Annotated in this window: 20 protein-coding genes and 1 tRNA gene; 6 read left to right on the forward strand and 15 right to left on the reverse strand. The window is 67.9% G+C overall.

Annotated features, from left to right (window positions below; all coding sequences use genetic code 11):
- Positions 1-13: 13 nt before the first annotated feature.
- From FMQ63_RS11890 to FMQ63_RS11930, 9 genes are all read right to left on the reverse strand, one after another.
- Positions 14-679, reverse strand: a complete 666-nt coding sequence (locus tag FMQ63_RS11890) for a hypothetical protein (RefSeq protein ID WP_026114005.1) — start codon at positions 677-679, stop codon at positions 14-16.
- A gap of 16 nt (positions 680-695) precedes the next feature.
- Positions 696-1,820, reverse strand: coding sequence for a glutamine-hydrolyzing carbamoyl-phosphate synthase small subunit (carA, locus tag FMQ63_RS11895; protein WP_011553542.1), 1,125 nt, complete (start codon positions 1,818-1,820; stop codon positions 696-698).
- On the reverse strand, positions 1,820-3,133 hold the full coding sequence (locus tag FMQ63_RS11900) for a dihydroorotase (RefSeq protein ID WP_011553541.1): 1,314 nt from the start codon (positions 3,131-3,133) through the stop codon (positions 1,820-1,822). Before FMQ63_RS11900 ends, carA begins: the two co-directional genes overlap by 1 nt.
- Positions 3,130-4,023: an aspartate carbamoyltransferase catalytic subunit gene (locus FMQ63_RS11905; protein ID WP_011553540.1), complete on the reverse strand. Its 894-nt coding sequence runs from the start codon at positions 4,021-4,023 to the stop codon at positions 3,130-3,132. Before FMQ63_RS11905 ends, FMQ63_RS11900 begins: the two co-directional genes overlap by 4 nt.
- Before the next feature lie 85 nt (positions 4,024-4,108).
- A complete protein-coding gene (gene lepB, locus FMQ63_RS11910) occupies positions 4,109-5,365 on the reverse strand; it encodes a signal peptidase I (RefSeq protein ID WP_011553539.1) in 1,257 nt (418 codons plus the stop codon).
- Between the two features lie 3 nt (positions 5,366-5,368).
- Positions 5,369-7,180 (reverse strand): translation elongation factor 4, encoded by a 1,812-nt coding sequence (gene lepA / locus FMQ63_RS11915; RefSeq protein WP_011553538.1) that lies wholly within the window; start codon positions 7,178-7,180, stop codon positions 5,369-5,371.
- 270 nt (positions 7,181-7,450) lie between these two features.
- Complete coding sequence (locus FMQ63_RS11920) at positions 7,451-8,395, reverse strand: NAD-dependent epimerase/dehydratase family protein (RefSeq protein ID WP_011553537.1); 945 nt, start codon at positions 8,393-8,395, stop codon at positions 7,451-7,453.
- Between the two features lie 45 nt (positions 8,396-8,440).
- Complete coding sequence (locus FMQ63_RS11925; protein ID WP_011553536.1) at positions 8,441-9,400, reverse strand: UDP-glucuronic acid decarboxylase family protein; 960 nt, start codon at positions 9,398-9,400, stop codon at positions 8,441-8,443.
- 23 nt (positions 9,401-9,423) lie between these two features.
- Positions 9,424-9,603: a ribbon-helix-helix domain-containing protein gene (locus FMQ63_RS11930; RefSeq protein ID WP_002640579.1), complete on the reverse strand. Its 180-nt coding sequence runs from the start codon at positions 9,601-9,603 to the stop codon at positions 9,424-9,426.
- 94 nt (positions 9,604-9,697) lie between these two features.
- On the opposite strand from FMQ63_RS11930, the gene FMQ63_RS11935 reads away from it, so the two are divergent.
- Positions 9,698-10,297, forward strand: coding sequence for a hypothetical protein (locus tag FMQ63_RS11935; protein WP_011553534.1), 600 nt, complete (start codon positions 9,698-9,700; stop codon positions 10,295-10,297).
- Positions 10,298-10,321: 24 nt separating this feature from the next.
- Here FMQ63_RS11935 and FMQ63_RS11940 read toward each other — a convergent pair whose 3' ends face one another.
- The 6 genes from FMQ63_RS11940 to FMQ63_RS11965 form a co-directional block, all read right to left on the reverse strand.
- A complete protein-coding gene (locus FMQ63_RS11940; protein ID WP_011553533.1) occupies positions 10,322-10,684 on the reverse strand; it encodes a cupin domain-containing protein in 363 nt (120 codons plus the stop codon).
- A gap of 27 nt (positions 10,685-10,711) precedes the next feature.
- Complete coding sequence (locus tag FMQ63_RS11945) at positions 10,712-11,590, reverse strand: SPOR domain-containing protein (RefSeq protein ID WP_171452203.1); 879 nt, start codon at positions 11,588-11,590, stop codon at positions 10,712-10,714.
- Between the two features lie 134 nt (positions 11,591-11,724).
- Positions 11,725-12,108 (reverse strand): HU family DNA-binding protein, encoded by a 384-nt coding sequence (locus FMQ63_RS11950; protein ID WP_011553531.1) that lies wholly within the window; start codon positions 12,106-12,108, stop codon positions 11,725-11,727.
- 74 nt (positions 12,109-12,182) lie between these two features.
- Positions 12,183-12,965, reverse strand: coding sequence for a hypothetical protein (locus FMQ63_RS11955; protein WP_171452204.1), 783 nt, complete (start codon positions 12,963-12,965; stop codon positions 12,183-12,185).
- A 27-nt stretch (positions 12,966-12,992) separates the two neighbouring features.
- Positions 12,993-14,039, reverse strand: coding sequence for a tRNA 2-thiouridine(34) synthase MnmA (gene mnmA / locus FMQ63_RS11960; protein WP_011553529.1), 1,047 nt, complete (start codon positions 14,037-14,039; stop codon positions 12,993-12,995).
- Between the two features lie 97 nt (positions 14,040-14,136).
- Positions 14,137-15,405, reverse strand: coding sequence for a CCA tRNA nucleotidyltransferase (locus FMQ63_RS11965; protein ID WP_011553528.1), 1,269 nt, complete (start codon positions 15,403-15,405; stop codon positions 14,137-14,139).
- A gap of 151 nt (positions 15,406-15,556) precedes the next feature.
- Here FMQ63_RS11965 and FMQ63_RS11970 point away from each other — a divergent pair, with 151 nt between their 5' ends.
- The 5 genes from FMQ63_RS11970 to FMQ63_RS37380 all read left to right on the forward strand — a co-directional run bounded on the left by FMQ63_RS11970 (position 15,557) and on the right by FMQ63_RS37380 (position 21,830).
- Positions 15,557-17,734, forward strand: coding sequence for an AAA family ATPase (locus FMQ63_RS11970; RefSeq protein ID WP_011553527.1), 2,178 nt, complete (start codon positions 15,557-15,559; stop codon positions 17,732-17,734).
- A gap of 476 nt (positions 17,735-18,210) precedes the next feature.
- The gene (locus FMQ63_RS11975) at positions 18,211-18,864 is read left to right on the forward strand and encodes a hypothetical protein (protein WP_011553526.1); all 654 of its coding nucleotides are present in this window, start codon (positions 18,211-18,213) and stop codon (positions 18,862-18,864) included.
- A 185-nt stretch (positions 18,865-19,049) separates the two neighbouring features.
- The gene (locus FMQ63_RS11980; protein WP_011553525.1) at positions 19,050-20,078 is read left to right on the forward strand and encodes a fatty acid desaturase; all 1,029 of its coding nucleotides are present in this window, start codon (positions 19,050-19,052) and stop codon (positions 20,076-20,078) included.
- 175 nt (positions 20,079-20,253) lie between these two features.
- A tRNA-Arg gene (locus FMQ63_RS11985) sits at positions 20,254-20,327 on the forward strand.
- 528 nt (positions 20,328-20,855) lie between these two features.
- Positions 20,856-21,830: a hypothetical protein gene (locus tag FMQ63_RS37380; protein ID WP_167545715.1), complete on the forward strand. Its 975-nt coding sequence runs from the start codon at positions 20,856-20,858 to the stop codon at positions 21,828-21,830.
- Positions 21,831-22,018: the final 188 nt, after the last annotated feature.

The following is a 22,018-nucleotide window of genomic DNA, read 5'->3' on the forward strand; positions in this document are numbered from 1 at the left end:
GTGGCCAGCGGGCTCAGAGGACCTTCTGCTCGAAGTCGTAGATCTTCTCGACGGCGAGCTGCCGGTAGCGCTCCATGTTGAGCGAACGGCGGGCGCACTCCCACACCAGCTCGTTGGGCGTGCGGTCCGGCTCCTTCTTCTTTCGGCGCTTCACCTCCGCCTTGATGGCCTTCACGGCCATGCGGGGGTGGTAGCAGAACGCGGAGGAGAACAGCAGGTGCCCACCGAAGGGAATGAGGCGCGCCTCGATGATGTCCCCCGTCTCCAGGCCCGCGACGTGGCGGCGCTCCGTCACGTCGAAGTCCTTGCCCGAGTACAGCTCGCGAAGACGGACCTCGCCCTTGCCCAGCTTGCGGACCTCGAAGAGGCCATGGACCGTCTCCGTGAAGCTCCGGAAGGCGTTGGCCTCCTCGGGCGCGGAACCGGCCAGGCGCTGCTCGTAGAACTCCGTGGCCGGCGTCTTGTTCGTCAGCGGCGAGACGCGGTCATAGAGGTAGAAGTCCAGGAAGGACGCCATCCGCAGTTCGAAGAGCTTGTCGTCCTCGAAGACCTCGCCCGTCAGACGGAAGTACTCCGCCTTGGCCTGGAGCAAATCCTCCTTGCGCGGCTCGGCACTGCCAAAGGCGATGAGCAGATCCAGATACGGCTGATAGGAGAGCGGTGACAGCGACGAGGTCATATTCGGTGGCGCCATCCTACCCCGCCATCAGCTTCGCGAACCTGTCGAAGAGATAGCGCGCGTCATGGGGGCCGGGCGAGGCCTCGGGGTGGTACTGCACGCTGAAGGCCCGCGCGTCCGGGACGGCCAGGCCCTCCACCGTGCCGTCGTTGAGGTTGATGTGCGTTACGACGGCCAGGCCCTTGAGGCTGGCGTCATCCACGGCGAAGCCGTGGTTCTGCGCGGTGATTTCCACCTTGCCCGTCGTGAGGTCCTTCACCGGCTGGTTTCCGCCCCGGTGGCCAAACTTCATCTTGTACGTCCGGCCGCCCAGGGCCAGCGCCATGATTTGATGCCCCAGGCAGATGCCGAACACCGGCACCTTGCCCAGCAGCGCCGCCACGGTGCGGTCCGCGCCCTTCACCGCCGCCGGATCTCCAGGGCCGTTGGCCAGGAAGACGCCGTTCGGCTTGCGCGCCAGCACCTCTTCCGCCGAGGTGTTGGCCGGCACCACCGTCACGCGGCAGCCCACATCCACCAGGAAGTGCAGCATCGACTTCTTCAGACCGTAGTCATAGGCCACCACGTCGAAGCGGGGCTCGGCCGGCACCCGCACCTCTCCCAAGCCGGTGAAGACGTCCGGCGAGGGCTGGGTGAAGGTGTAGGCCTCCTTCGTGGACACGCCCGTGGCCAGGTCCAGGCCCTCCATGCCGCGCGCGGAGCGGGCACGCTCCACCAGGGCCAGGGGGGACAGGCCCTCGCTGGAGATGACGCCCATCTGCGCGCCATGCGTGCGCAGGTGGCGCACCAGGCGGCGGGTGTCGATGCCCTCGATGCCGGCGACGCCGTTGCGCTTCAGGTACGCGTCCAGCGACTCCTTCGCGCGCCAGTTGGACGGCTGCTCGCTGAGGGCGCGCACCACCATGCCCACCGCGTGCACCCGGGAGCCCTCCTCGTCCTCCGGGTTGGCGCCGACGTTGCCAATCTCCGGGTACGACATGGTGACAATCTGGCCCACGTACGAGGGGTCCGTGAGGACCTCCTGGTAACCGTACATGGTCGTGTTGAACACCACTTCACCCACCGTTTCGCCCACCGCGCCAAACGCACGGCCTTCGAACGTGGTGCCATCCGCCAGGGCGAGCACTGCCCGCTTCGTCATCACCGCGACTCCTTGCTCTGGCCGACCTGGCCCTTGTCGAACACCTTGTGGCCCGCGACCCACGTCTGGATAACGCGACCCTTCTGCTTCCGGCCATGGAACGGTGTATTCCGGCTGCGGGAATGGAACTGGTGGGCGTCCACCGTCCACTCCGCGTCCGGATCCACCACCGTGACGTCCGCTGGCGCCCCAGGCGCCAGGTGACCGCCCGGCAGGCCGAACGCCTTCGCGGGCCCGTGCGTCAGCAGCTCCACCGCGCGGTTCGCGGTGAGCACGCCCGCATGCACCAGCTCCAGCGTCAGCCCCAGGGCCGTCTCCAGCCCCACGATGCCGTTGATGCCCTTCTCGAACTCCACCTGCTTGTCCAACACCCCGTGCGGCGCATGGTCCGTGGCGATGGCGTCCACCGTCCCGTCCACCAGCGCCTCGCGCAGGGCCTGCACATCGGTGTCCGCGCGCAGCGGCGGGGCCATCTTCGCGTGGGTGTCATAGTCCCCCACCGCGCGGTCATCCAGGATGAAGTGGTGTGGCGCCACCTCGCAGGTGACGCGCAGACCGCTGCGCTTGGCCTCGCGGATGAGCCGCACGCTGCCCTCGCAGGACACGTGCGCCACGTGCAGCCGGCCCTTCGTCTCCTCCAGCAGCACCAGGTCTCGCGCCACCATGGCCACCTCCGCGGAAGCGGGGATGCCGCGCAGGCCCAGCCGCGTGGACGTGGTGCCTTCATGCATGGCCCCGCCCGCGGACAGCGTCAGGTCCTCCTCGTGGACCATGACGGGCACGTCGAACTGGGTGGCGTATTGGAGCGTGCGCCGCATCAGCGACGCGTTCATCACCGGGCGGCCGTCATCGGTGATGGCCACGCAGCCGGCGGACACCAGCTCGCCCATCTCCGCCAGCTCCTCGCCCTTGAGGCCCTTGGTGATGGCCCCGGCGGGATAGACATGACACAGGCCCGCGGCGCGGGCGCGGTTCAGCACCAGCTCCGTCACCATGGCGTTGTCGTTGACCACCTTGGTGTTGGGCATGGCCACCACGGCGGTGAAACCACCCGCCACGGCGGCGCGGCAGCCGGTGAGGACCGTCTCCTTGCCCTCCTCGCCCGGCTCGCGCAGGTGGACGTGCAGGTCGATGAAGCCCGGCAGCACCCACTTGCCGGTGGCATCCACCACCTCGGCGCTGGAGGGCACTGGCAGCAGGGTCACCGACACCTCCACCACCTTGCCGTCGCGGACCAGCACGTCGCGGACGCCGTCCACCCCGTTGCGAGGGTCGATGACACGCCCCCGCCTGAAGAGCACCGTGGAGCTCATGCCGTACACACCTCCAGGATGGCCCGCCGCACGGCGACGCCGTTGGACACCTGCTCGAGGATGACGCTGCGGGCGCCATCCGCCACCGCCGGCGCCAGCTCCACGCCCCGGTTGATGGGGCCCGGATGCATCACCACCGCGCCCGCCTTCATCCGCTCTTCGCGGGCCGCGTTGAGGCCGAACAGCCGTGCATATTCACGCGTGGACGGCAGGAACGCCTGCTCCTGCCGCTCCAGTTGGACGCGCAGGCACATCACCGCGTCCGCGCGAGGGAGCGCAGCATCCAGGTTGTGCGTCACCTCCGCGCCCAGCGACTCCAGCCCCGGCGGAAGCAGCGTGGGCGGGCCACACATCACCACCTGGGCGCCCAGCGCCTTGAGGCAGTGCAGGTTGGAGCGGGCCACGCGGCTGTGCAGCACGTCGCCCACGATGAGCACCGTGCGCCCGTCCAGCGAGCCCCAGCGCTGGCGCAGCGTGAAGGCGTCCAGCAGCGCCTGGGAGGGGTGCTCGTGCGTGCCATCACCCGCGTTGATGACGGCGCACTTCACGTGCTTCGCCACCAGGTGCGGCGCTCCAGACGAGCGATGACGCATGACGATGGCCACCGGCCCCGTCGCTTCGATGTTGCGGGCGGTGTCCAGCAGCGTCTCACCCTTGGACACCGAGGAGCCGGTGTGAGTCCAGTTGAGCACACTGGCCCCCAGACCCTTCGCTGCCATGTGGAACGACGTTCGGGTCCGGGTGGAGTCCTCGAAGAAGAGATTCGCCACCACCTTGCCGCGAAGCAGGTGGGTGGTGTCGGGACCGCCGGGGAGGTGTGCCTTCGCCCGGTCGAGCAGTGACTCCAGCTCGTCCCGGCGCCAGCCTTCGATTCCAAGCAGGTGTCTCATGGCCGGGGGCGCCGCGTACCCCGGGGCGTGCGGCACGTCAAGCGTCGTGCGCGGCGCGGCGGCCTGCCTGCTTTCAGCGAACGCCTCAACGGACCGGTTCGAAGAACCGATCCACGCGGAGGCCGGTGCCACCGAACAGGCCGTGCAGCAGCCCGTGATAGCCCAGCGACAGCCACACCACCATGGCCTTGCCCTTGATGTGGCCGTAGGGGACGTACTCCGCCTTGCCGTACCCCGTGACTCCCAGGCCGTGGCGGCTGTCCGCGCTGTTGTCCCGGTTGTCACCCACGGCGAAGACGTGGCCCGGAGGAACCTCGTAGGGGCCTTCCCGGCGCGGCATGCGCGGCAGCGTCTGCAACGCGGCGTGCGCCACGCCGGACAGGTTCTCCTCGTAGAGGGTCTCCTGCTGGTCGTACCAGCGCCCGTCGTCGGTGATGTTGTGGACGGTGAACTCGTTGGAGACGAGCTCGCGCTTCTGCGGCTGGCCGTTGATGTGGACGACGCCGTTGATGAATTCCACCACGTCGCCCGGCACGCCGACCACGCGCTTGATGTAGTCCACCGACTCGTTCACCGGGTTGTTGAAGACGATGACGTCTCCACGCTCCGGCGGCCGGACGATGACGAACGGCACGAAGTTGAGGAACGGGACGCGCACGCCGTAGATGAACTTGTTGACGAAGACCTGGTCGCCAATCTCCAGCGTGGGGAGCATGGAGCCGGAGGGGATTCGGTACGGCTCCACGATGAAGGTGCGGAACACCAGCGCCACCAGCAGCGCCTTGCCGAACCCGCCCAGGAAGTCCATGGCGGACTGCTTGCGGAACGCGCCCAGATGCTGCGCGGTCAACGCCTCCAGGCCCTTCACCTCGGTGCGCAGTTGCTCCGCGTCACCCGCGGCGGAGGCCTGCTCCACGCGCAGCGCCTGCTCGGCGATGCGGTCCAGCACCGGCCCCGCCACCTTCGCGCTCACGCCGGGCTTGCGGAGGATGCGCTCGTTCTCCTCCAGCAGCTCGTTCGCATCATGGCGCACGCCGCGCAGCGCCTTCTCCTTGGGGGAGACGTTGCGCCACACCAGCAGGGCCACGAAGTAGAGGACCAGCAGCAGCCCCAGCCCCTTCATCACCGGCTGGGCCCACACGGCGGACGCGCGCGAGTACTCGATGATCACCGTGTACGGCACGTACAGCAGCGCCAGGATGATCAACGGAGCCCAGAGGCTGGTGAGGCGCTCGCGCCACACCAGCACATTGCGGGCGCGAAGCATCTCCGGCGTGCGGCGGGCCGCCATCGCCTCGGAGAGCTTCGCGGGAGGGGTGGCGGAAGGCATGGCCGCGTTCATGGGCTACTGCTCCGACTTGAGGACCGCGAGGAAGGCTTCCTGCGGAATCTCCACCGTTCCGACCTGCTTCATGCGCTTCTTGCCCTCCTTTTGCTTCTCCAGGAGCTTGCGCTTGCGGCTGATGTCACCACCGTAGCACTTGGCGAGCACGTTCTTCCGGATGGCGGAGATGGTCTCACGCGAGATGATCTTCGCGCCAATCGCCGCCTGGATGGCGACCTCGTACATCTGCTTCGGGATGACCTCCTTCAGCTTCTGGCACACCTCGCGGCCGCGCAGGTAGGCGCGCTCGCGGTGCACGATGACGCTGAGGGCGTCCACCGGGTCCCCGTTGATGAGGATGTCCAGCCGGGCCAGGTCGGACTCGATGTAGCCCGCCAGCTCGTAGTCGAGGCTGGCGTAGCCGCGCGAGACGCTCTTGAGCTTGTCGAAGAAGTCGAACACGACCTCCGCCAGCGGCATCTCGTAGGTGACCTGCACGCGCTGGCCGCTGCTGCCCAGGTACTTCATGTCCTTCTGCACACCGCGGCGCTCCTGGCACAGCTTGAGGATGGCGCCCAGGTGGTCGTTGGGGACGTGGATGTGGCAGGTGAGGATGGGCTCCTCGAACTTCTCGATGTGCTGAACCGGCGGCAGCTTGGCCGGGTTGTCCACCAGCAGCGTTTCACCCTTGCTGGTGGTGATGCGGTACACCACGCTGGGCGCGGTGGTGATGAGGTTCAGGTTGTACTCGCGCTCCAGGCGCTCCTGAACGATCTCCATGTGCAGCAGGCCCAGGTAGCCGCAGCGGAAGCCGAAGCCCAGCGCGGTGGACGACTCCGGCTCATAGGTGAACGCCGAGTCGTTGAGCACCAGCTTCGCCAACGCGTCGCGCAGGTTCTCGTAGTCCGCGGAGTCCACCGGGAAGATGCCGGAGAACACCATGGGCTTCACTTCCTGGAAGCCCGGGAACGGCTCGGCCGTGGGACGCGACTCTTCGGTGACGGTGTCACCGACCTTGGCGTCCTGCAGCTCCTTCACGTTGGCCACGAGCACGCCCACCTCGCCCGCGATGAGCTGCGGCACCGGGCGGGAGAACGGGCTGAACACGCCCAGCTCCTGGACCTCGAAGACCTTGTTGTTGCTGAACAGCTTGATCTTCTGCTTCAGCTTGAGCGTGCCTTCCAGCACGCGCACCAGCGTCACCACGCCCCGGTAGTTGTCGTACCAGGAGTCGAAGATCAGCGCCTTGAGCGGCGCGTCCGCGGAGCCGCTCGGAGGCGGCACGTTCTGCACGACGGACTCCAGGATGTCCTGGATGCCGATGCCCTCCTTGGCGGAGCACGGCACGGCGACGGACGCATCGATGCCGATGACGTCTTCAATCTCCGCGCGCGTGCGATCCACGTCCGCGCTCGGCAGGTCGATCTTGTTGATGACCGGGATGATTTCCAGGTTGTGGTCCAACGCCATGTAGACGTTGGACAGCGTCTGGGCCTCCACGCCCTGCGTCGCATCCACGACCAGGAGCGCGCCTTCGCACGCGGCCAGGCTGCGGCTGACCTCGTAGGCGAAGTCGACGTGTCCCGGCGTGTCGATGAGGTTGAGGACGTACTGCTTGCCGTCCTTCGCGGTGTAGTTCATCCGCACGGACTGGGCCTTGATGGTGATGCCCCGTTCGCGCTCGATGGCCATGTTGTCGAGGAACTGGGCTTGCGCCTCGCGCTTGGTCAGAGTCCCCGTCTTGTCGAGGAGACGATCCGCCAGCGTCGACTTTCCATGGTCGATATGGGCGATGATGCAGAAGTTGCGGATATGCGCGTTTTCAGCCGGCATGTTCAGGGCGCTCGTCGGAAGAAGCGGGCGTGCGTAACAGGGAATCGCGCGAAAATCTACGCGCACGCGTACGCCCGATGAGCAACCCACCGGGAGAGCTTGTTTGTTCCCAATTCATCAGCGCCCATCCCGGGCGAACTCCCCTGGGACAGGCCCTGAGCCCCTCCCGGCACGCCCGGTCCCCGGCCCTCAGGGCCGGCCCGGGTACGTCCGTGGGAAGGGGTACCGCCCTCCCCCGCCTCGACCGCCAGCGGGGGCGCTGGACGCCGCTCAGCCGTGCGCGCGAGCGGGCGCGCCGGCCTTCTGACGGAAGTACTCAAGCGTGCGGCGCAGGCCCTCGCGCACGTCGACGCTCGGCTCCCAGCCAAGCACCTTCCTGGCCAGCGCGTTGTCCACGCAGGAGCGCATCTGCTCCCCCGGCTTGCCGGGCGCGTGGGCGACGGAGACGCTGGAGCCCGCCGCCTCGGCCAGCAGCGCGTAGAGGCGGTTGATGTCCGTCTCCACGCCCGTGCCGATGTTGATGGCGCCCACGTAGTCGTTCTCGAAGGCGAGCCGGTTGGCGCGCGCCACGTCCGGACCAAAGACGAAGTCGCGGGTCTGCTTGCCCTCGCCGAAGATGGTGCAGCCCTGACCGGCGATCAGCCGCTGGCTGAAGATGGCCACCACACCCGCCTCACCGTGCGGGTTCTGCCGCGGGCCGTAGACGTTGGCGTAGCGGAGGGCCACGTAGGGCAGGCCGTACTGCGCCCGGTAGTAGCCCAGGTACAGCTCACCGGACGCCTTGGAGACACCGTACGGAGAAATGGGCCGCGTGGGGTGACTCTCCGGCGCGGGGAACACGTCCTGCTCGCCGTAGATGGCGCCGCCGGTGGAGCTGAAGATGACCTTCTTCACCCCGGAGACGCGGGCGGCCTCCAGCAGGTTGAGCATGCCGCGGATGTTCACGTCCGCGTCGAAGCTCGGGTCGTCCACGCTGCGGCGCACGTCCATCTGCGCCGCCAGGTGGCAGAGCACGTCGGGCTTCTCGGACTTGATGAGCTCCGACGCCTCGCGGCTGCGGATGTCGTGGACCGCCAGGCGCACACGCGGGTCCAGGTTCTCCCGCTTGCCGCCGGACAGGTCATCCAACGCGATGACGTCGTGACCACCGCGCAGGAACTCATCGCACACATGCGAGCCAATGAAGCCCGCGCCACCTGTCACCAGGACCTTCACGCAACCTCCCGCCTGCAGGCCATGCAGGATCTTCGCGCCGGCAAACTATGCCGGGGGCTTCGTGCCGGCAACCTCTCGGAACCACGCAATGGTCTCCCGAAGACCCTCTTCCAGCGGAACCTTCGGCTCCCAGCCCAGCAGCGTCCGAGCCCGGGTGATGTCCGGCTGACGCTGCTTCGGATCATCCTTGGGCAGCGGCTTCTCGATGATGCTCCCACCCCCACCCGCCGCCGCGCGCACGGCCTCCGCGAACTGACGGATGGTCATCTCCCGGGGGTTGCCGATGTTCACCGGGTTCGACTCATCCGACAGCATCAGCCGGACCAGCCCGTCCACCAAGTCCTTCACGTAACAGAACGAGCGCGTCTGGCTGCCGTCCCCGAAGACGGTGAAGTCCTCGCCCTTGAGCGCCTGGCCCACGAAGGCCGGCACCACGCGGCCGTCATTGAGGCGCATGCGCGGACCGTAGGTGTTGAAGATGCGGACGATGCGGACCTGCACGCCCTTGGTGCGCCCGTAGGCCGCGGTGATGGCCTCCGAATAGCGCTTGGCCTCGTCGTAGACGGACCGGGGGCCAATGGGATTCACGTTGCCCCAGTAGTCCTCGCGCTGCGGATGCACCAGCGGATCCCCGTATACCTCCGACGTGGAGGCCATCAGGAACACCGCCTTGTTCGCCTCCGCCAGCTTCAGCCCGTTCTCCGTGCCAATGGAGCCCACACGCAGCGTCTCCAGCGGGAGCTGCGCGTAGTCGATGGGCGAGGCCGGCGAGGCCATGTTGAAGACGTAGTCCAGCGGCCCTTCCACCGGGATGCGCTCGGTGATGTCCGCCTTGACGAAGGAGAAGCCCGGCCGCCCGTTCAGCGTGCGCAGGTTCTCTTCGTTGCCAGTGATGAGGTTGTCCACGGCGATGACCGCCGCCGCGCCGTCATCCAGAAGACGCTCACACAGGTGCGACCCGACGAAGCCGGCGCCGCCCAGGACCGCTACCCGCTTCCCACGCATGCTCTTCACGTCACGCCTCTCTCTCACAGCTCGTCGAACGTCGACTGCCCCGGCAACTGCGCCTTGTACTTCTCCAGGACCAGGTCGATGCCCTGGCGGATGTACTCGGCCACGGGCACCTTCGTCTTCTGGTTCAGCGCCTTGAGGAGCTCGTTCTGCTCCGGGGTGATGTAGATGGTGGTGCTGACTTTCTTTCGGGCCATGGCGATATGTGAAAATATATGAAATGACGTGTCGCGCGAAAGCATCTCGTGCGAATGACGTCGCCAAGCGGCCCCCAGACCCTGGGAGTTCTCGATGCCACGCTACAAGCAGTTGATTTTCCTAGGCCTCATGACCTCGGGGGCCCTGGCAGGCTGCGCCAGTAGCAAGTCGGCGGAGCAGGATGGCGCGGGCACCGCGAGGGGCCGGCAGGCCGGGGAGGCCATCCGCCCGGAACGCGGGGCCAACGAGGAAGTCACGCAGCAGGACGCCAACGGCGACGGCCGCCCGGACGTGTGGACCTACACGGTGGACGGGCGGAAGGTGCGCCAGGAGCTGGACCTGAACTGGGACGGCCGCGTGGACCTGACGCGCTACTTCGACGCCAACGGCGACAAGGCGCGTGAGTCACTGGACCTGGACTTCGACGGACGCGTGGACGCCACCTACTTCCATGAGAAGGGCGTCAACACGCGCCGCGAGCGCGACACCAACGGTGATGGCCGCCCGGACAGCTTCACGTACTACGAAGGCGGCAAGCTGGTGCGCAAGGAGCGCGACACGCGCGGGACGGGCCGCATCGACTACTGGGAGTACTGGGAAGGTGGCCAGGTGGATCGCATCGGCGAGGACCTGGACGGGGACGGCACGGTGGACAAGTGGACCCGCAACCCGAACAACGCGGCCCGCGAATAGGCGGGCCGCCGCGGTGGACAACGGCTACGGGTTGCTGGTGCCGGTGCGCCCGTAGGCGTCCTCGAGCCGGACCACGTCGTCCAGCTCCGGGGTGCTGACCTCGAGGATGTCACAGTCGGTCAGCGCCACCATGCGGTGCTTGGTGAGCGGCTTGATGTGGTAGCTCTCACCGGGGTTCATCTCCTTCTCGATGAGCCCCTGGCCCTCGTCGACGACGAAGAGCAGCTTGCCGCTCTGCACGTGGATGGTCTCATCCTTGCGGTTGTGGAACTGCAGGCTGAGCTTGTGGCCCTGCTTCACGTGCAACAGCTTGCCCACGTAGCGTTCGGTGTGAGCCCAGATGAGTTCGTATCCCCAGGGCTTCTCCACCCGCTTCGTCGTCGTCATGGCGCTTCCCGTCTTCCTCGTCCCGCTCTAGTTCGTGCCGGCCACGAATGCGTCGAGCGAAGTCTCACGCTTGAAGTCTGACAGATACCGGGTGGCCGCATCCCGGGAGGCGAAGCTTCCCATGCGGACGCGGTACCACGTGCCCTTACCGGCCACTTCGGCCGTCAGGATATAGGGGGCATAGCCCCGATCACGCAACCGAGCGGCGAAGCGGTCGGCCTCCTGCTTGTCCTGGAACGCCGAGAGCTGGAGCGTGAAGGCCCCACCCTTCACGGCCTGCGCGGGCGGCGAGGCGGGCTGCGCCGGCTGCTGGGTGGCGCGGGCAATGGCCTCCTTCAGGCCGCCACCCTCCGTGGTGGTGGTGCGCGTGGGGACGGCGGACGCCTCCACCTTGCCCGACACCGGCACGGCCTTCGCGGGAGTCGGAGCGGTGGGGGCCTCGGCGACCACGACGCGCTCCGGCTCGGCCTTGGGCTCCTCCGGCGGCAGCTCCCCCGTGTCCGGGTCCGGCGTGGGCGCCAGCGCGGCGCGCTGCGCGGCGGCCGGCTTCGGCTCGGGCGGCTTCGCGGCGGCGGGCTTCTCCGTCGGCGGCGGAGCCTTGGCGACAACGGGCTTGGGCTGCGGCGGGGCCACCGGCTCGGCAGCGGCCTTGCGGGTCAGTTCGTCCGGGAAGGTGAGCGGCTGCTCCTGCTGCACATTCTGGAGCGCCTGCGCGTTGGCATCCAACGCGGAGAGCAGGTCCGGCGCGGCCACGGCATCCGCGTTGCCCGCGAGCTTCTTGCCGACGACGACCCCCAGCACGAAGACCGCGCCCATCACGACAATGCCGGCGATGAGCAGGCTGACGATCTGCCGGTTGTCCAGAGAGACGTCGAACTTCTCCTTCATCCGGTGAGCATCACGCATGGCTTGAAAGTCCTCGGGCGCGGTCGCAACGGCCACACGAAATCCGTGTTGCGGCCTGTAGCGACGGCATGGAGGGCAAAGTACGCCCCACCCCTGAGCCGGTCAAATTCGCGGAACGACTCCAAGCCTCACCGTCAACCCGTGACGGGCACGGAGAACGAAGCCCCCGCGGCGAGCGGCAGCGGCGACAGCGCCTCCCCGGGTGGGGTGTCCGGAACGGGGGAAGCCGCCATGGCGGGTGGGGCATTGAGCCGCTCGCGCAGGTCCTTTCCGGCGGCGAAGGACAACGTGCGCCGCGCGGGCACCGACACGCGCTGGCCCGTCTTGGGGTTACGGCCCGTGCGAGCCCGGCGCGTGCGGACGCAGAAGACGCCGAAGCCCCGCAGCTCGATTCGCCGTCCGGCGATCAGGGCCTGGGACATTTCCTCGAAGACGGCGTGGACGATGGCTTCCACCTCACGCCGTGGAACATGCGTGGCACGCTCCACGATGCGCTCGATGAGCTCACTGCGCGTCATGCACACCTCCCGCTGGGCGACCGAGGACTCTACCGAAGCGGGCCCCCAAAGGACAAACCACCCTCCCCGTCCCCTCACCGCAACCGGACGTCCGCGGGCCCTTCGACTTCAATCTTGCGTCCCTGCTGCGTGCGCAGGACCACCTCCGTGCCGGCGGGCACCATCAGTCGTACCGTGCGGCCCAGCGGCACATCGCCCCCTTCCAGCAGCACGGCGGTGGCCAGGTCGTCCGTCTCCGCCACGATGAAGCCATCCTCCACGGTGGCCACCAGACCGCCCTCGCCCAGGTTGCCTGCGTGGATGTGGGGCACGCGGGGGCGGTGTGGCGGAGGCGGCAACGGCTTGCGAGGGCCATCCCGCGACGGTTCGTCAGAGGTCTTGTTGGGCGACAGCCCGTTGGGCGTGAAGAAGGCGACGAAGTAGCCGTTGGAGCTGTACGGGTCTTCCTGCTGGGCACTCGCGGGCGTCACCTGCACCTGGGTGTAGCGCGCGGCGATGATGCGCAGCGGGCGCGGCGCCTCCTGGAGCTTGCCCTCGACAATGTGGCGGGACGGCAGGTTGACGCCATGGAGCTTCGCCTCGTCCGCTTCGCCCACCTCCAGCGTGTCGCCCTTCTCCAGGAAGCGCAGGCCACCACCGAAGAACTCCAGCACCGCGGGGCCGGTGGCCTTCAGCTCGTCATGCCCCAGCAACTGCGAGCCGACGGCGATGGGCCGCCACTGCTTGCCTTCCGCGCGCAGCACCGGCGCACCGGCGGCGAGCAGCCCCGCGACGGGTTTGTCCGAGCGCTCCTTGCAGCCAGCGGCCGCGAAGACGGTGACGACCGCGATCAGACATCCCACGAGGCGCTGCGCCATGTGCTGCACCCTCCGAGGCAACGCGGGTCAGACAATCCAACCGCCGCCGAGCACGCGGTCCTGATCGTAGACCACCGCGGCCTGCCCGGGGGTGACGGCGCGCGCGGGCGCGTCCAGCTTCACGGAGACGAGCCCGTGCGGCGAGACATGCACCCGCCCCTGCGCGCCCGAGTGGCGGTGCCGGATGCGGACCTCCACCGGCTGACTGGCCGGAGGCGGCCCGTCCACCCAGTGGGGTTGGAGCAGACCGAAGTTGTCGCGGCCGGTGCCCTCGGCGGGGCCCACCACCACGCGCTGCGTCTCCGGCTCCAGCCGGTGGACATAGCGAATCTCGCCGCCCCCCAGGTTGAGCCCCTTGCGCTGGCCCACGGTGTAGCGGTGGATGCCCTGGTGGGTGCCGAGCACGTTGCCCTCGGTGTCCACGATGTCCCCGGCCGGCTGCGGCCCGGCGACCTTCTCCACGAAGCCCGCGTAGTCGCCGTCCGGCACGAAGCAGATCTCCATGCTCTCCGGCTTCTGGCTGGTGACCAGGCCGTGCCGCTCCGCGACGGCGCGGACCTCCGCCTTTGTCATGCCGCCCACGGGGAAGAGGATATCGCGCAGCTCGTCCTGGCCGAGCGTGAAGAGAAAGTAGCTCTGGTCCTTGGCGGCATCGACGGCGCGACGCAGGACGAAGCGGCCGTCCACCTCCTCCACGCGGGCGTAGTGGCCCGTGGCCAGCCGGGCGCCGAGCGCTCGGGCGCGCTTGAGGAGGAAGTTGAACTTCACGTCCCGGTTGCAGGCGACGCAGGGGATGGGCGTGCGCCCGCCCAGGTATGACTGGACGAAGGGGTTGATGACCCGGTCCTGGAAGATCTCCTCCGCGTTGGCCACGTAGAAGGGAATCCCCAGCGTCTGGGCCACGGCCCGCGCGTCATCGATGTCATCCGGGCTGCAGCAACTCCCACACGTCGCCTTGCCCTCGTAGGACCAGACGCGCAGGGTGATACCGATGACCTCGTGGCCCTGCTCCTTGAGCAGGGCAGCCGCGGCCGAGGAATCCACCCCGCCGCTCATCGCAACGACGACTCGCATGGTGCTCCTTCCTACACGCCCGCGCGTCCGGGCGCACGCGGGGAGGACGCGAAGGGCGCCCTTTCCCGCTCCCCGTCACTCCGTGCAGCCCGCCGGCTCAGCGAGCAACCTGCGCCTGCCACGCCTGCAACCGCTGCCGCAGGGCGTCGGCCGTGTTCAGGCTCGGATCATCCAGGACGGACTCGACGAGGAAGCGGGTGGCCTCGCCCACGATGGGAGAAGGCCCCACGCCCAGGGCGGCCATGATGTCGCCTCCTGTCAGCGACAGGTCCTTCGCCGTCAACGGCGGCTTCGCGGCGGCGAGCGCCTCCACGCGGGCAATGAGCGCCTCCACCGCTGGGAGCGCGTCCGGCTGGCGGACTCCGACCCGGGCGCGAACGACCGCTGCCCACAGCGGAAGCTGCGGCGGCCCCAGGCGAGCCAGGAGCCGGCGAAGCGCGGCGTCCGGCTCCCCCACACGAGTCTCCGCCTTCGCGTGTTCGACGAGCAGCGCCACCAGGTCCGCCACCTTGTTGGGGAACTTCAGCCGCAGGCCGATGTCGCGCGCCTGGGCTCGGTCCACCAAATCGGCCAGCAGCACCGCGACACGGACCTCCACCTCCAGCGGCGAGGCCTGCACCGCGGCCCGGACGGACGCGGCGGCCGAGGCTTCCGCGCGCGCCAGCTCCGGAAGGAACACGTCCAGAAGCCCGGTGTCCGCGAGCAACAGCAGACCGCTCTCCGCCCGGGGTGACAGGAGCAGCTTCACCAGTTCCTCACGCACCCGCTCCAGCGCGACCTTGCGGAAGACGCCGAGCGTGGCGGGAATGGCGGCGCGGGTGGCGGAATCGAGCGCGAAGCCGAGCACCGCGGCGAAGCGCACGGCGCGCAAGGGGCGCAGGCCGTCCTCGGAGAAGCGCTCCTGCGCGGAGCCCACGCAGCGGATGAGCTGCGACCGGAGGTCCGATTGTCCGCCGAACGGGTCCACCAGCTCGCGGTCCAGCGGGTTGTAGGCCATCGCGTTGATGGTGAAGTCGCGCCGGGACAGGTCCTTGACGATGTCGCGCTCGAAGGCCACCGAGCTGGGCCGGCGGCCGTCGAGGTAATCCCCCTCCGAGCGGAACGTCGTCACCTCCACGTGCGTGCCATTCTGGAGGACGGTGACGGTGCCGTGCTGGATGCCCGTGGGGATGACCTTGCGGAAGGCGCCCTGGACTTCTTGCGGCAGCGCGCTGGTCGCTACGTCGAAGTCCTTGGGGTGGACCAGGCGCACCATGTCCCGGACGCAGCCCCCCACCAGGTAGACGGCGTGGCCCAGGTCGCGCAGCCGCGCGATGACGTCCAGCACGGGCTGGGGGATGTCGGCGTTGTGGAGGTTCGCGATCATGACAGCCGGGGCCAGGACGACATGCCCGCGGGCCCAGGGGCGCGTTGTACCGGCCAGACTCCCGCGTTCCAAGCCCCGAGACGGCTTGGGCCCTCGCTGTTAATTCAAATAAAACCATTTATCCGAAGACCCGTTTCCGGCACCGTTCCGTATGTTCGATATGGGGTCGAACTGGCCGGAAGCGGAGTCGCATGACGGAGTGGCGCAGGTGAAGATGCGGGGCTGGAGCGCTCGGGTCCTGGGCCATGCCCACCTGGAAGGTCCCGACGGGCAGCGCGTGAGGATGGACCGCCGAGCCGCCACCCTCCTGGCCTACCTGGGCATGGAGGGCCCCGCGTCGAAGGCCGCCGTGTCCCACCTGCTGTGGCCGGACTCACCGCCCGCCGCCGTGCGCAACAACATGCGCCAACTGCTGCGCCGGCTCCGGCTGAGCTGCGGCGGCACGGACCTGGTGGACGGGGACTCCCAACGACTGGGCCTGTCACCAGACGTCACGCTGGACCTCGCGAGGCTGAAATGCGCCGCGGGAAAGCCCCTGTCCCCCGATGTCCTCCAAGCGCTGCTGCAGGGCACCGGCGTCGGCCTGTTGACGGGAGTGAGCTTCGACGACTGCGACGAGCTGTCGCGGTGGCTGGATGGAGCCCGTGCCGCCGTGGAGGGATGGGTGCGCAACGCCCGGGAGGCCGAAGTCCAACGCCGCATGGACGCGCGGGACTGGCCCACCGCGCTGGCCCTGGCCCAGGCCTGGGTGCAGCAGGAGCCGGAGTCCGAACAGGCCGGCCGCCACCTCATCCGCCTGCACTACCTCCGGGGTGACCGGGGCGCGGCGCTCGCGGCCTTCGAGCGGCTGCGCAGCACGCTGTCACACGACCTGGGCGTCGCTCCCATGCCGGAGACGCTCACCCTGGTGCGCACCATCGAAAAGGATGCGGCGTGGACCGCCTCCCCCCAGCCCACCCGAGCACCGCTGCCCATGAGCGTGATGCGCCCGCCCGTCCTCGCGGGCAGGCAGCACGCCCTGCGCCAGCTCCAGGAAGGCCTGGAGGCGGGGCAGTTGCTCTTCGTGGCGGGAGACGCGGGCAGCGGAAAGACACGGCTCGCCGAGGAGTTCGCCGCGTCCGTGGGGACGTGGTTCCGGCTCGAAGCACGCCCGGGTGACCAGGAGGTGCCCTATGCCTCCCAGACACGCGCGGTCCGAGCCCACCTGGCCCGGCGGCCCGGCATCGTGATGCCGGACTGGGTCCGGACGGAGCTGTCGCGCATCGTGCCAGAGCTGGGCAATGGGACCGCCCTGCCACCGCTCGCCTCCGAGGCCGACGAGCTGCGCTTCTACGAGGCCCACGCGGAGGCGATGGCCCTGCTGCACGAGGGTGACCAGGTCATCGTCGTCGACGACGTCCAATACTGGGACCAGGCCAGCGCGAAGCTGTTCATGTACTCGCTGGCCCGGATGATGGAGCGGAAGTACGAAGCGCCGGCCCGCGCGCCCGCCTTCATCGACTGCTTCCGCAAGGGAGAGCTCCCGCCCTACTCCGAAGCCAACGTGCGCAAACTCGTGGACACGGGGCTCGCGCGTGTCATCGAGGTGGGGCCGCTCGCGCTCGAAGAGGTCCGGCAACTGCTCGCGGGCCTGGAGCTTCCGGGCGCAGAACCTCACGCCGAGGCGCTGACGCGCTACACGGGGGGCAACCCGCTGTACATCGTGGAGACGCTGAAGCACCTCATCGAAACGGACGCTCTCCACCGGGACTGGCCGCGCCGGCTCCCACCTCCGGGGCGAGTGGGGCCGCTCATCCAACGCCGTCTGGAGCGCCTCACACCCCTGGCCCGGCTCACGGCGCAGTTGGCGGCGCGAGCGGACCTCCACTTCCGAGCCGCATTGGCGCCCGAGGCGCTCCAGGTCAGCGTGGCGGAGCTGCACGCGGCGCTGTCCGAGCTGGAGTCCGCGCAGATCCTCGTAGCGGAGCGCTTCACCCACGACCTGGTGCTGGAAGCGGTCCACGCCAGCGTGTCCGACTCCGCCGCCCGCTTCCTGCACGGCCGGCTTGCACGCGTCTTCGAACGGGATGGCGCGCCCGCCATCATCCTGGCCCACCACTGGATGGAAGCGGGGCAGGAGGACCGCGCCCTGCCCTTCCTGCTCGCCGCCGCGCACGCGGACGAACAGTTGCTGCCCAAGGGACAGGCCGCCGGACACTACGCTCGCGCGGCGGCGCTGCTCGAAGCCGTGGGTCGCGGCTACGAGGCCGCGAACGCTCGCGCGGCCGAATCGCGATGCCGCCAGTCGGAAAGCGCATCTACGCCGGGTGCCTCCAGCGTGGAGCGCTGAGACGTCACGTCAGGGGCAGTAGGTGCGCAACCACCGACACCGCGACAGTCGAGATGTTTCGCACGGGCAATTCCTCTCAGTGAAGTTGCACGACACGCGCATCCTGCCGCAGCAGCCTGCTTCAGCCGAGGAAGAAGCGTGTTCCCTGGAAGTCATGCCGATGACTCGACAGGTAGGACTCCGACATACCTTTTTTTGGGGGGGCGGGCGCGGCTCGGGATTGAATGGACGCGGGCCGTGTTGACATGGGGACGCACCGCTTGGGTTATCGCCGCGAAACATCCACTCACGAGCCCTTTGACAGGCTGTCCTGGGCGGTCGGCCACAGGTGTGCTAACGCAACGGCCGTCCGCTCCACGGTCCCCTGAAGCAACCGGCAGCGACCACAGGCACTCATCGACATGCCAAGACCCCGTAGCCTTCGTTCCGCCCCCTCTCATCAATCCACGCGAATCACTCGCGTTCCCGCGTCATCCTTGCCGCCGCTGGAACGCGCGTTCCGCACCGTGCTGGCCGAGGAACTCGCCGGGCAACTGTCGCCGCTGACGGACACGCTTCTGCGCATCGCGGAGAGCCTGTCCCCCAGCGGCCTCCGGCGCCAGCCGCGGCGTGAGCTGCCGAACGCGGCCCTGGACGCCCTGGCGTCGTCGCTCGCGACCCTGGATACGGGGCCCGACGACGCCACCGAGGAAGAAGTCGCCCCGGAAGCCCGAGCCTGCGCCGTCATCGGCTGTAAGCGGCCGGTGCGCAGCCTGGGCTACTGCGCGGCCCACTACCAGAAGCGGCGCCTCATGGTGGCGTCCGGCCGCCTGCACCACGCGTGGACGGAAGACGCCGCGCCGAACAGCATTCCGGACGTCATCCTGGGCCGGAAGCGCCGCGAGTCTTCGGAGGCACCGGAGACCGCCGTCACCCCGGAGCCCGTGCGTCCCAGCGAGGGGCCTCGCGTCTGGGTCCGCAAGAAGGGCGCCAGCCCCGTGGTCCCGACGCCCAGTGGCGACAGCGCGCCGATTCTGCAGTTGGCCCAGGCTTCGGTGATTCCGACCGCGCAGCGCTCCGAGCGCGAGCAGGTGGCATCCATCGTCGAGCAGTGGGCCAGCGAGTTCCGGGCCAACAAGCATCGCTCGTAACGAGGAGCCGTGCCCCGTCGGGCCCCATGGGCCAGACGGGGCAGCGCGACATCCAACGCATCGCAGCATCCGTGAGTGGTGTCTGCCAATAGCACTGCCCATGACGGTCGCATGACAGTGGGTGGGCATGGTTCCAGGGACTCGAATCGGCGGCAGCCGCCGCCGTGCCAGCCCTGGACTTCCGAATGGACTCCGCGACCCGCAGCAGCGCCTTCACCTCACTCTCCCGAGACGCCGAGCGGAACCTCATCGCCCGCACGCGGCCCTTCGCTGCGCAGGACACGCGGCGGAGCTGGTGGGAAGTAGGCACCACCTTCGCGGCCCTGCTGGGCGCCATCGCGCTCGCCGCCCTTCCCTCCTGGTGGCCCCTGCGCATCGTGGGCAGCGTGGTGCAAGCGCTGGCGCTGATCCGCTCCTTCATCCTGGTCCACGACTACTTGCACGGTTCACTGCTGTCGGGCTCGCGGATCGCCAAAGCCCTGTTCCACACCCACGCGGTGCTGCTGCTCACGCCGCCGCGCGTCTGGACCGAGTCGCACAACCACCACCATGCGAACACGGCGCGGCTGGCTGCCTCCGCGTCAGGGACGTTCACCACGTGGACGGCGCAGCAGTGGCGAGAGGCCACGGCGCTGGAGCGGCTGGCCTACGTGGTGGAGCGGCATCCGCTTGTGATGATCTTCGCGTACCCGCTCGCGTTCCTGGGTGGGCTGTGCATCGTGCCTTTCGTGAAGCACCCGCTGCGCTACTGGAGCGCGGGCTTCGCCGTGCTCCTCCACGTGACCATCAGCGCGGCGGTGTTCCACTTCGGGGGCCTGGGCGTGTACCTCACGGCGATGGTGCTGCCGCTGTCCCTCGGCTACGCGCTGGGGGCGTACCTCTTCTTCTCCCAGCACAACTTCCCGGACGTCGCGCTGCGCGAGGACCCGGACTGGACGCACGCGAGCGCGGCCCTGGAGGCGTCGAGCTACCTGGCCTGCGGCCCCGTCATGGCGTGGTTCACCGGCAACATCGGCTACCACCACGTCCACCACCTCAACCCGCGCATCCCCTTCTACCGGCTGCCGGAGGCCATGGCCGCCATCCCCGAACTGCAGAACCCGCGCACCACCACCCTGCACCCCAGGGACGTGCTGGCCTGTCTGCGACTCAACGTCTGGGACGGAAAGCGGGGTCGCATGGTCCGGTTCCGGGACGTTCCCGCGTCACGCTGAGGGCGCCCGGCAGGGCCCCTAGGGAGCGGAAGGCTGGAAACGGTGATGCTGGCGCGTTGCGCGCGCCGGGCCGCCTGCTATAAGGCACGTCGTTGTGCACGCGCCCCGGCTTGGGGGAGCATGGCTGGACCTTTCTGGCGGACTTCCTCCAGAAAGCGCAGTGACTTGAGAGCACGACCCCGTAGCTCAGTTGGATAGAGCGGCGGTTTCCTAAACCGCAGGCCACAGGTTCGATTCCTGTCGGGGTCACTGCCCAAGTTGCTTTCCCGGTTGGAGTTCCGGCTCCGGAAAGACTGACGTACTGCCGGGTACGGTATCTCTCAGGATTCTTCCGAGGGAGAACGGATGGCCCCCCGCTTGGCGGGCGCGCGCTTGGCGAACCACGAGCGCACCGACACCTCCGGCACAGCCTCCACTGGAAGTGCCCCCTCCACGCCGAGTCGCACATCTAACCGGCGGCCGGCCCATGCAGCAGCATCCAGGACTCGCTGACGCGTCGCCTCTGAGGATTCAATCGCCTCCGAAGCGCACCAGTCTCGGGTGCCCCATCCTCATCGTCGGCCCTGCATCTCAATGGAGCGGAAGGCCAAACAGCTCGAGGAGTCTCTGGCGAAAGCCACCAGCCAGGAGAGCAGCCACCCGAGGCACAACAGCACGGGAACCATGGGTTGGCCCATTCACTAGCACACAGCGCAACTCTTGGAGAACGAGGGCGTCGCGGCGCGATTCATCGCCCCCCATTCGCTATCCAAAATCAGCATGCGATACGCTCCTCGCATGCCAACCAACCAAGCCAGCCCCAACAACGACTATCGCGAACACCTTGAGTCAAAAATCTCCAACCTCAACATGGAGAAAATTCAAAATACCATCACACAAGACGGCACACCAGATCCCGATCACAACCCCACAACAGATCTAACGAACCTCATCTCCCTCCTCAAGCTCATCGCCTCGATAGACATCAGCAACACGCCCTCAAAAACCAGCAAGGAGCTAAGAAGTCGCACTCACAGCGCAATCACCACCCTAACAACCCCCAGCAGCAGAAGGACACCAACCAACACCACCCCGCCAGAGTCATACAGCCAAGAAATAAGCAACCAGTACAACACCCTCTACAGAGTCGCCGCCCCGATAATCGCCCTCGAAATGCAAAGATCCCCCAACATCGAGAGCACCCAGTCAAAACTCGAAAACGAACTGGTAGCCGTCAAGAAGACGCGAGTCGAATGTGAACAACTTGCCGACGACCTCAAGAAGCTCTCCATAGATACGGTCATTGCCCGGCAGTCAGAGCACTTCGCCAACGAAGCAGTTGAGCACAAAGACTCTGCAGCCAAGTGGCTCATTGGCGTCACGGCCACAGCAACAATTATCGCAGCGATCGCATGGTTCGCCAGCGTAAACACTCCTGCGGCCCTCGTACAAGGCTCAATGCCTCTGACGATATTTGCATACGCCCCCAGATTCCTCGTTTTGTCGGTCGCATTCTACGCGCTCTCGCTCTGCGCTCGGAACTACAGAACAAGTCGGCACAACTACATTGTCAACAGACACAGATCAGTTGCGCTTAGCACGTTCGGCGTATTCGCGGCGTCTGCGGCAAACGAACGAGTCAAAGACGCAATTCTAGCTCAGGCTGCGAGCACGATCTTTTCGCCGCAGCCGAGTGGGTACTCTGTCGAGCAAGCGGAACCGCTCCCACAGGCAACTGCCGTGGAACTGCTACAGCGCATTTCTCCAAAGTAACCACCCCAGATTTTGCCTGAGCACCTCAGTCACTCTCTGCGCCCGGGTTGATAAGGGCTTCCACCGCGACGCAACCCATCTCCCAGTGCAATCGCAATGCATGGTTGACAATCGCCGAATTGCTGCCCATCAGGCAGGGAGGCGGTTGGCGCATTTTGGCAGTGACATCCGCCAGCCCAGGAGGACTA

It is taken from the genome of Myxococcus sp. CA005 (genome assembly GCF_006518205.1).
GTDB classification, from domain to species: Bacteria; Myxococcota; Myxococcia; order Myxococcales; family Myxococcaceae; genus Myxococcus; species Myxococcus xanthus.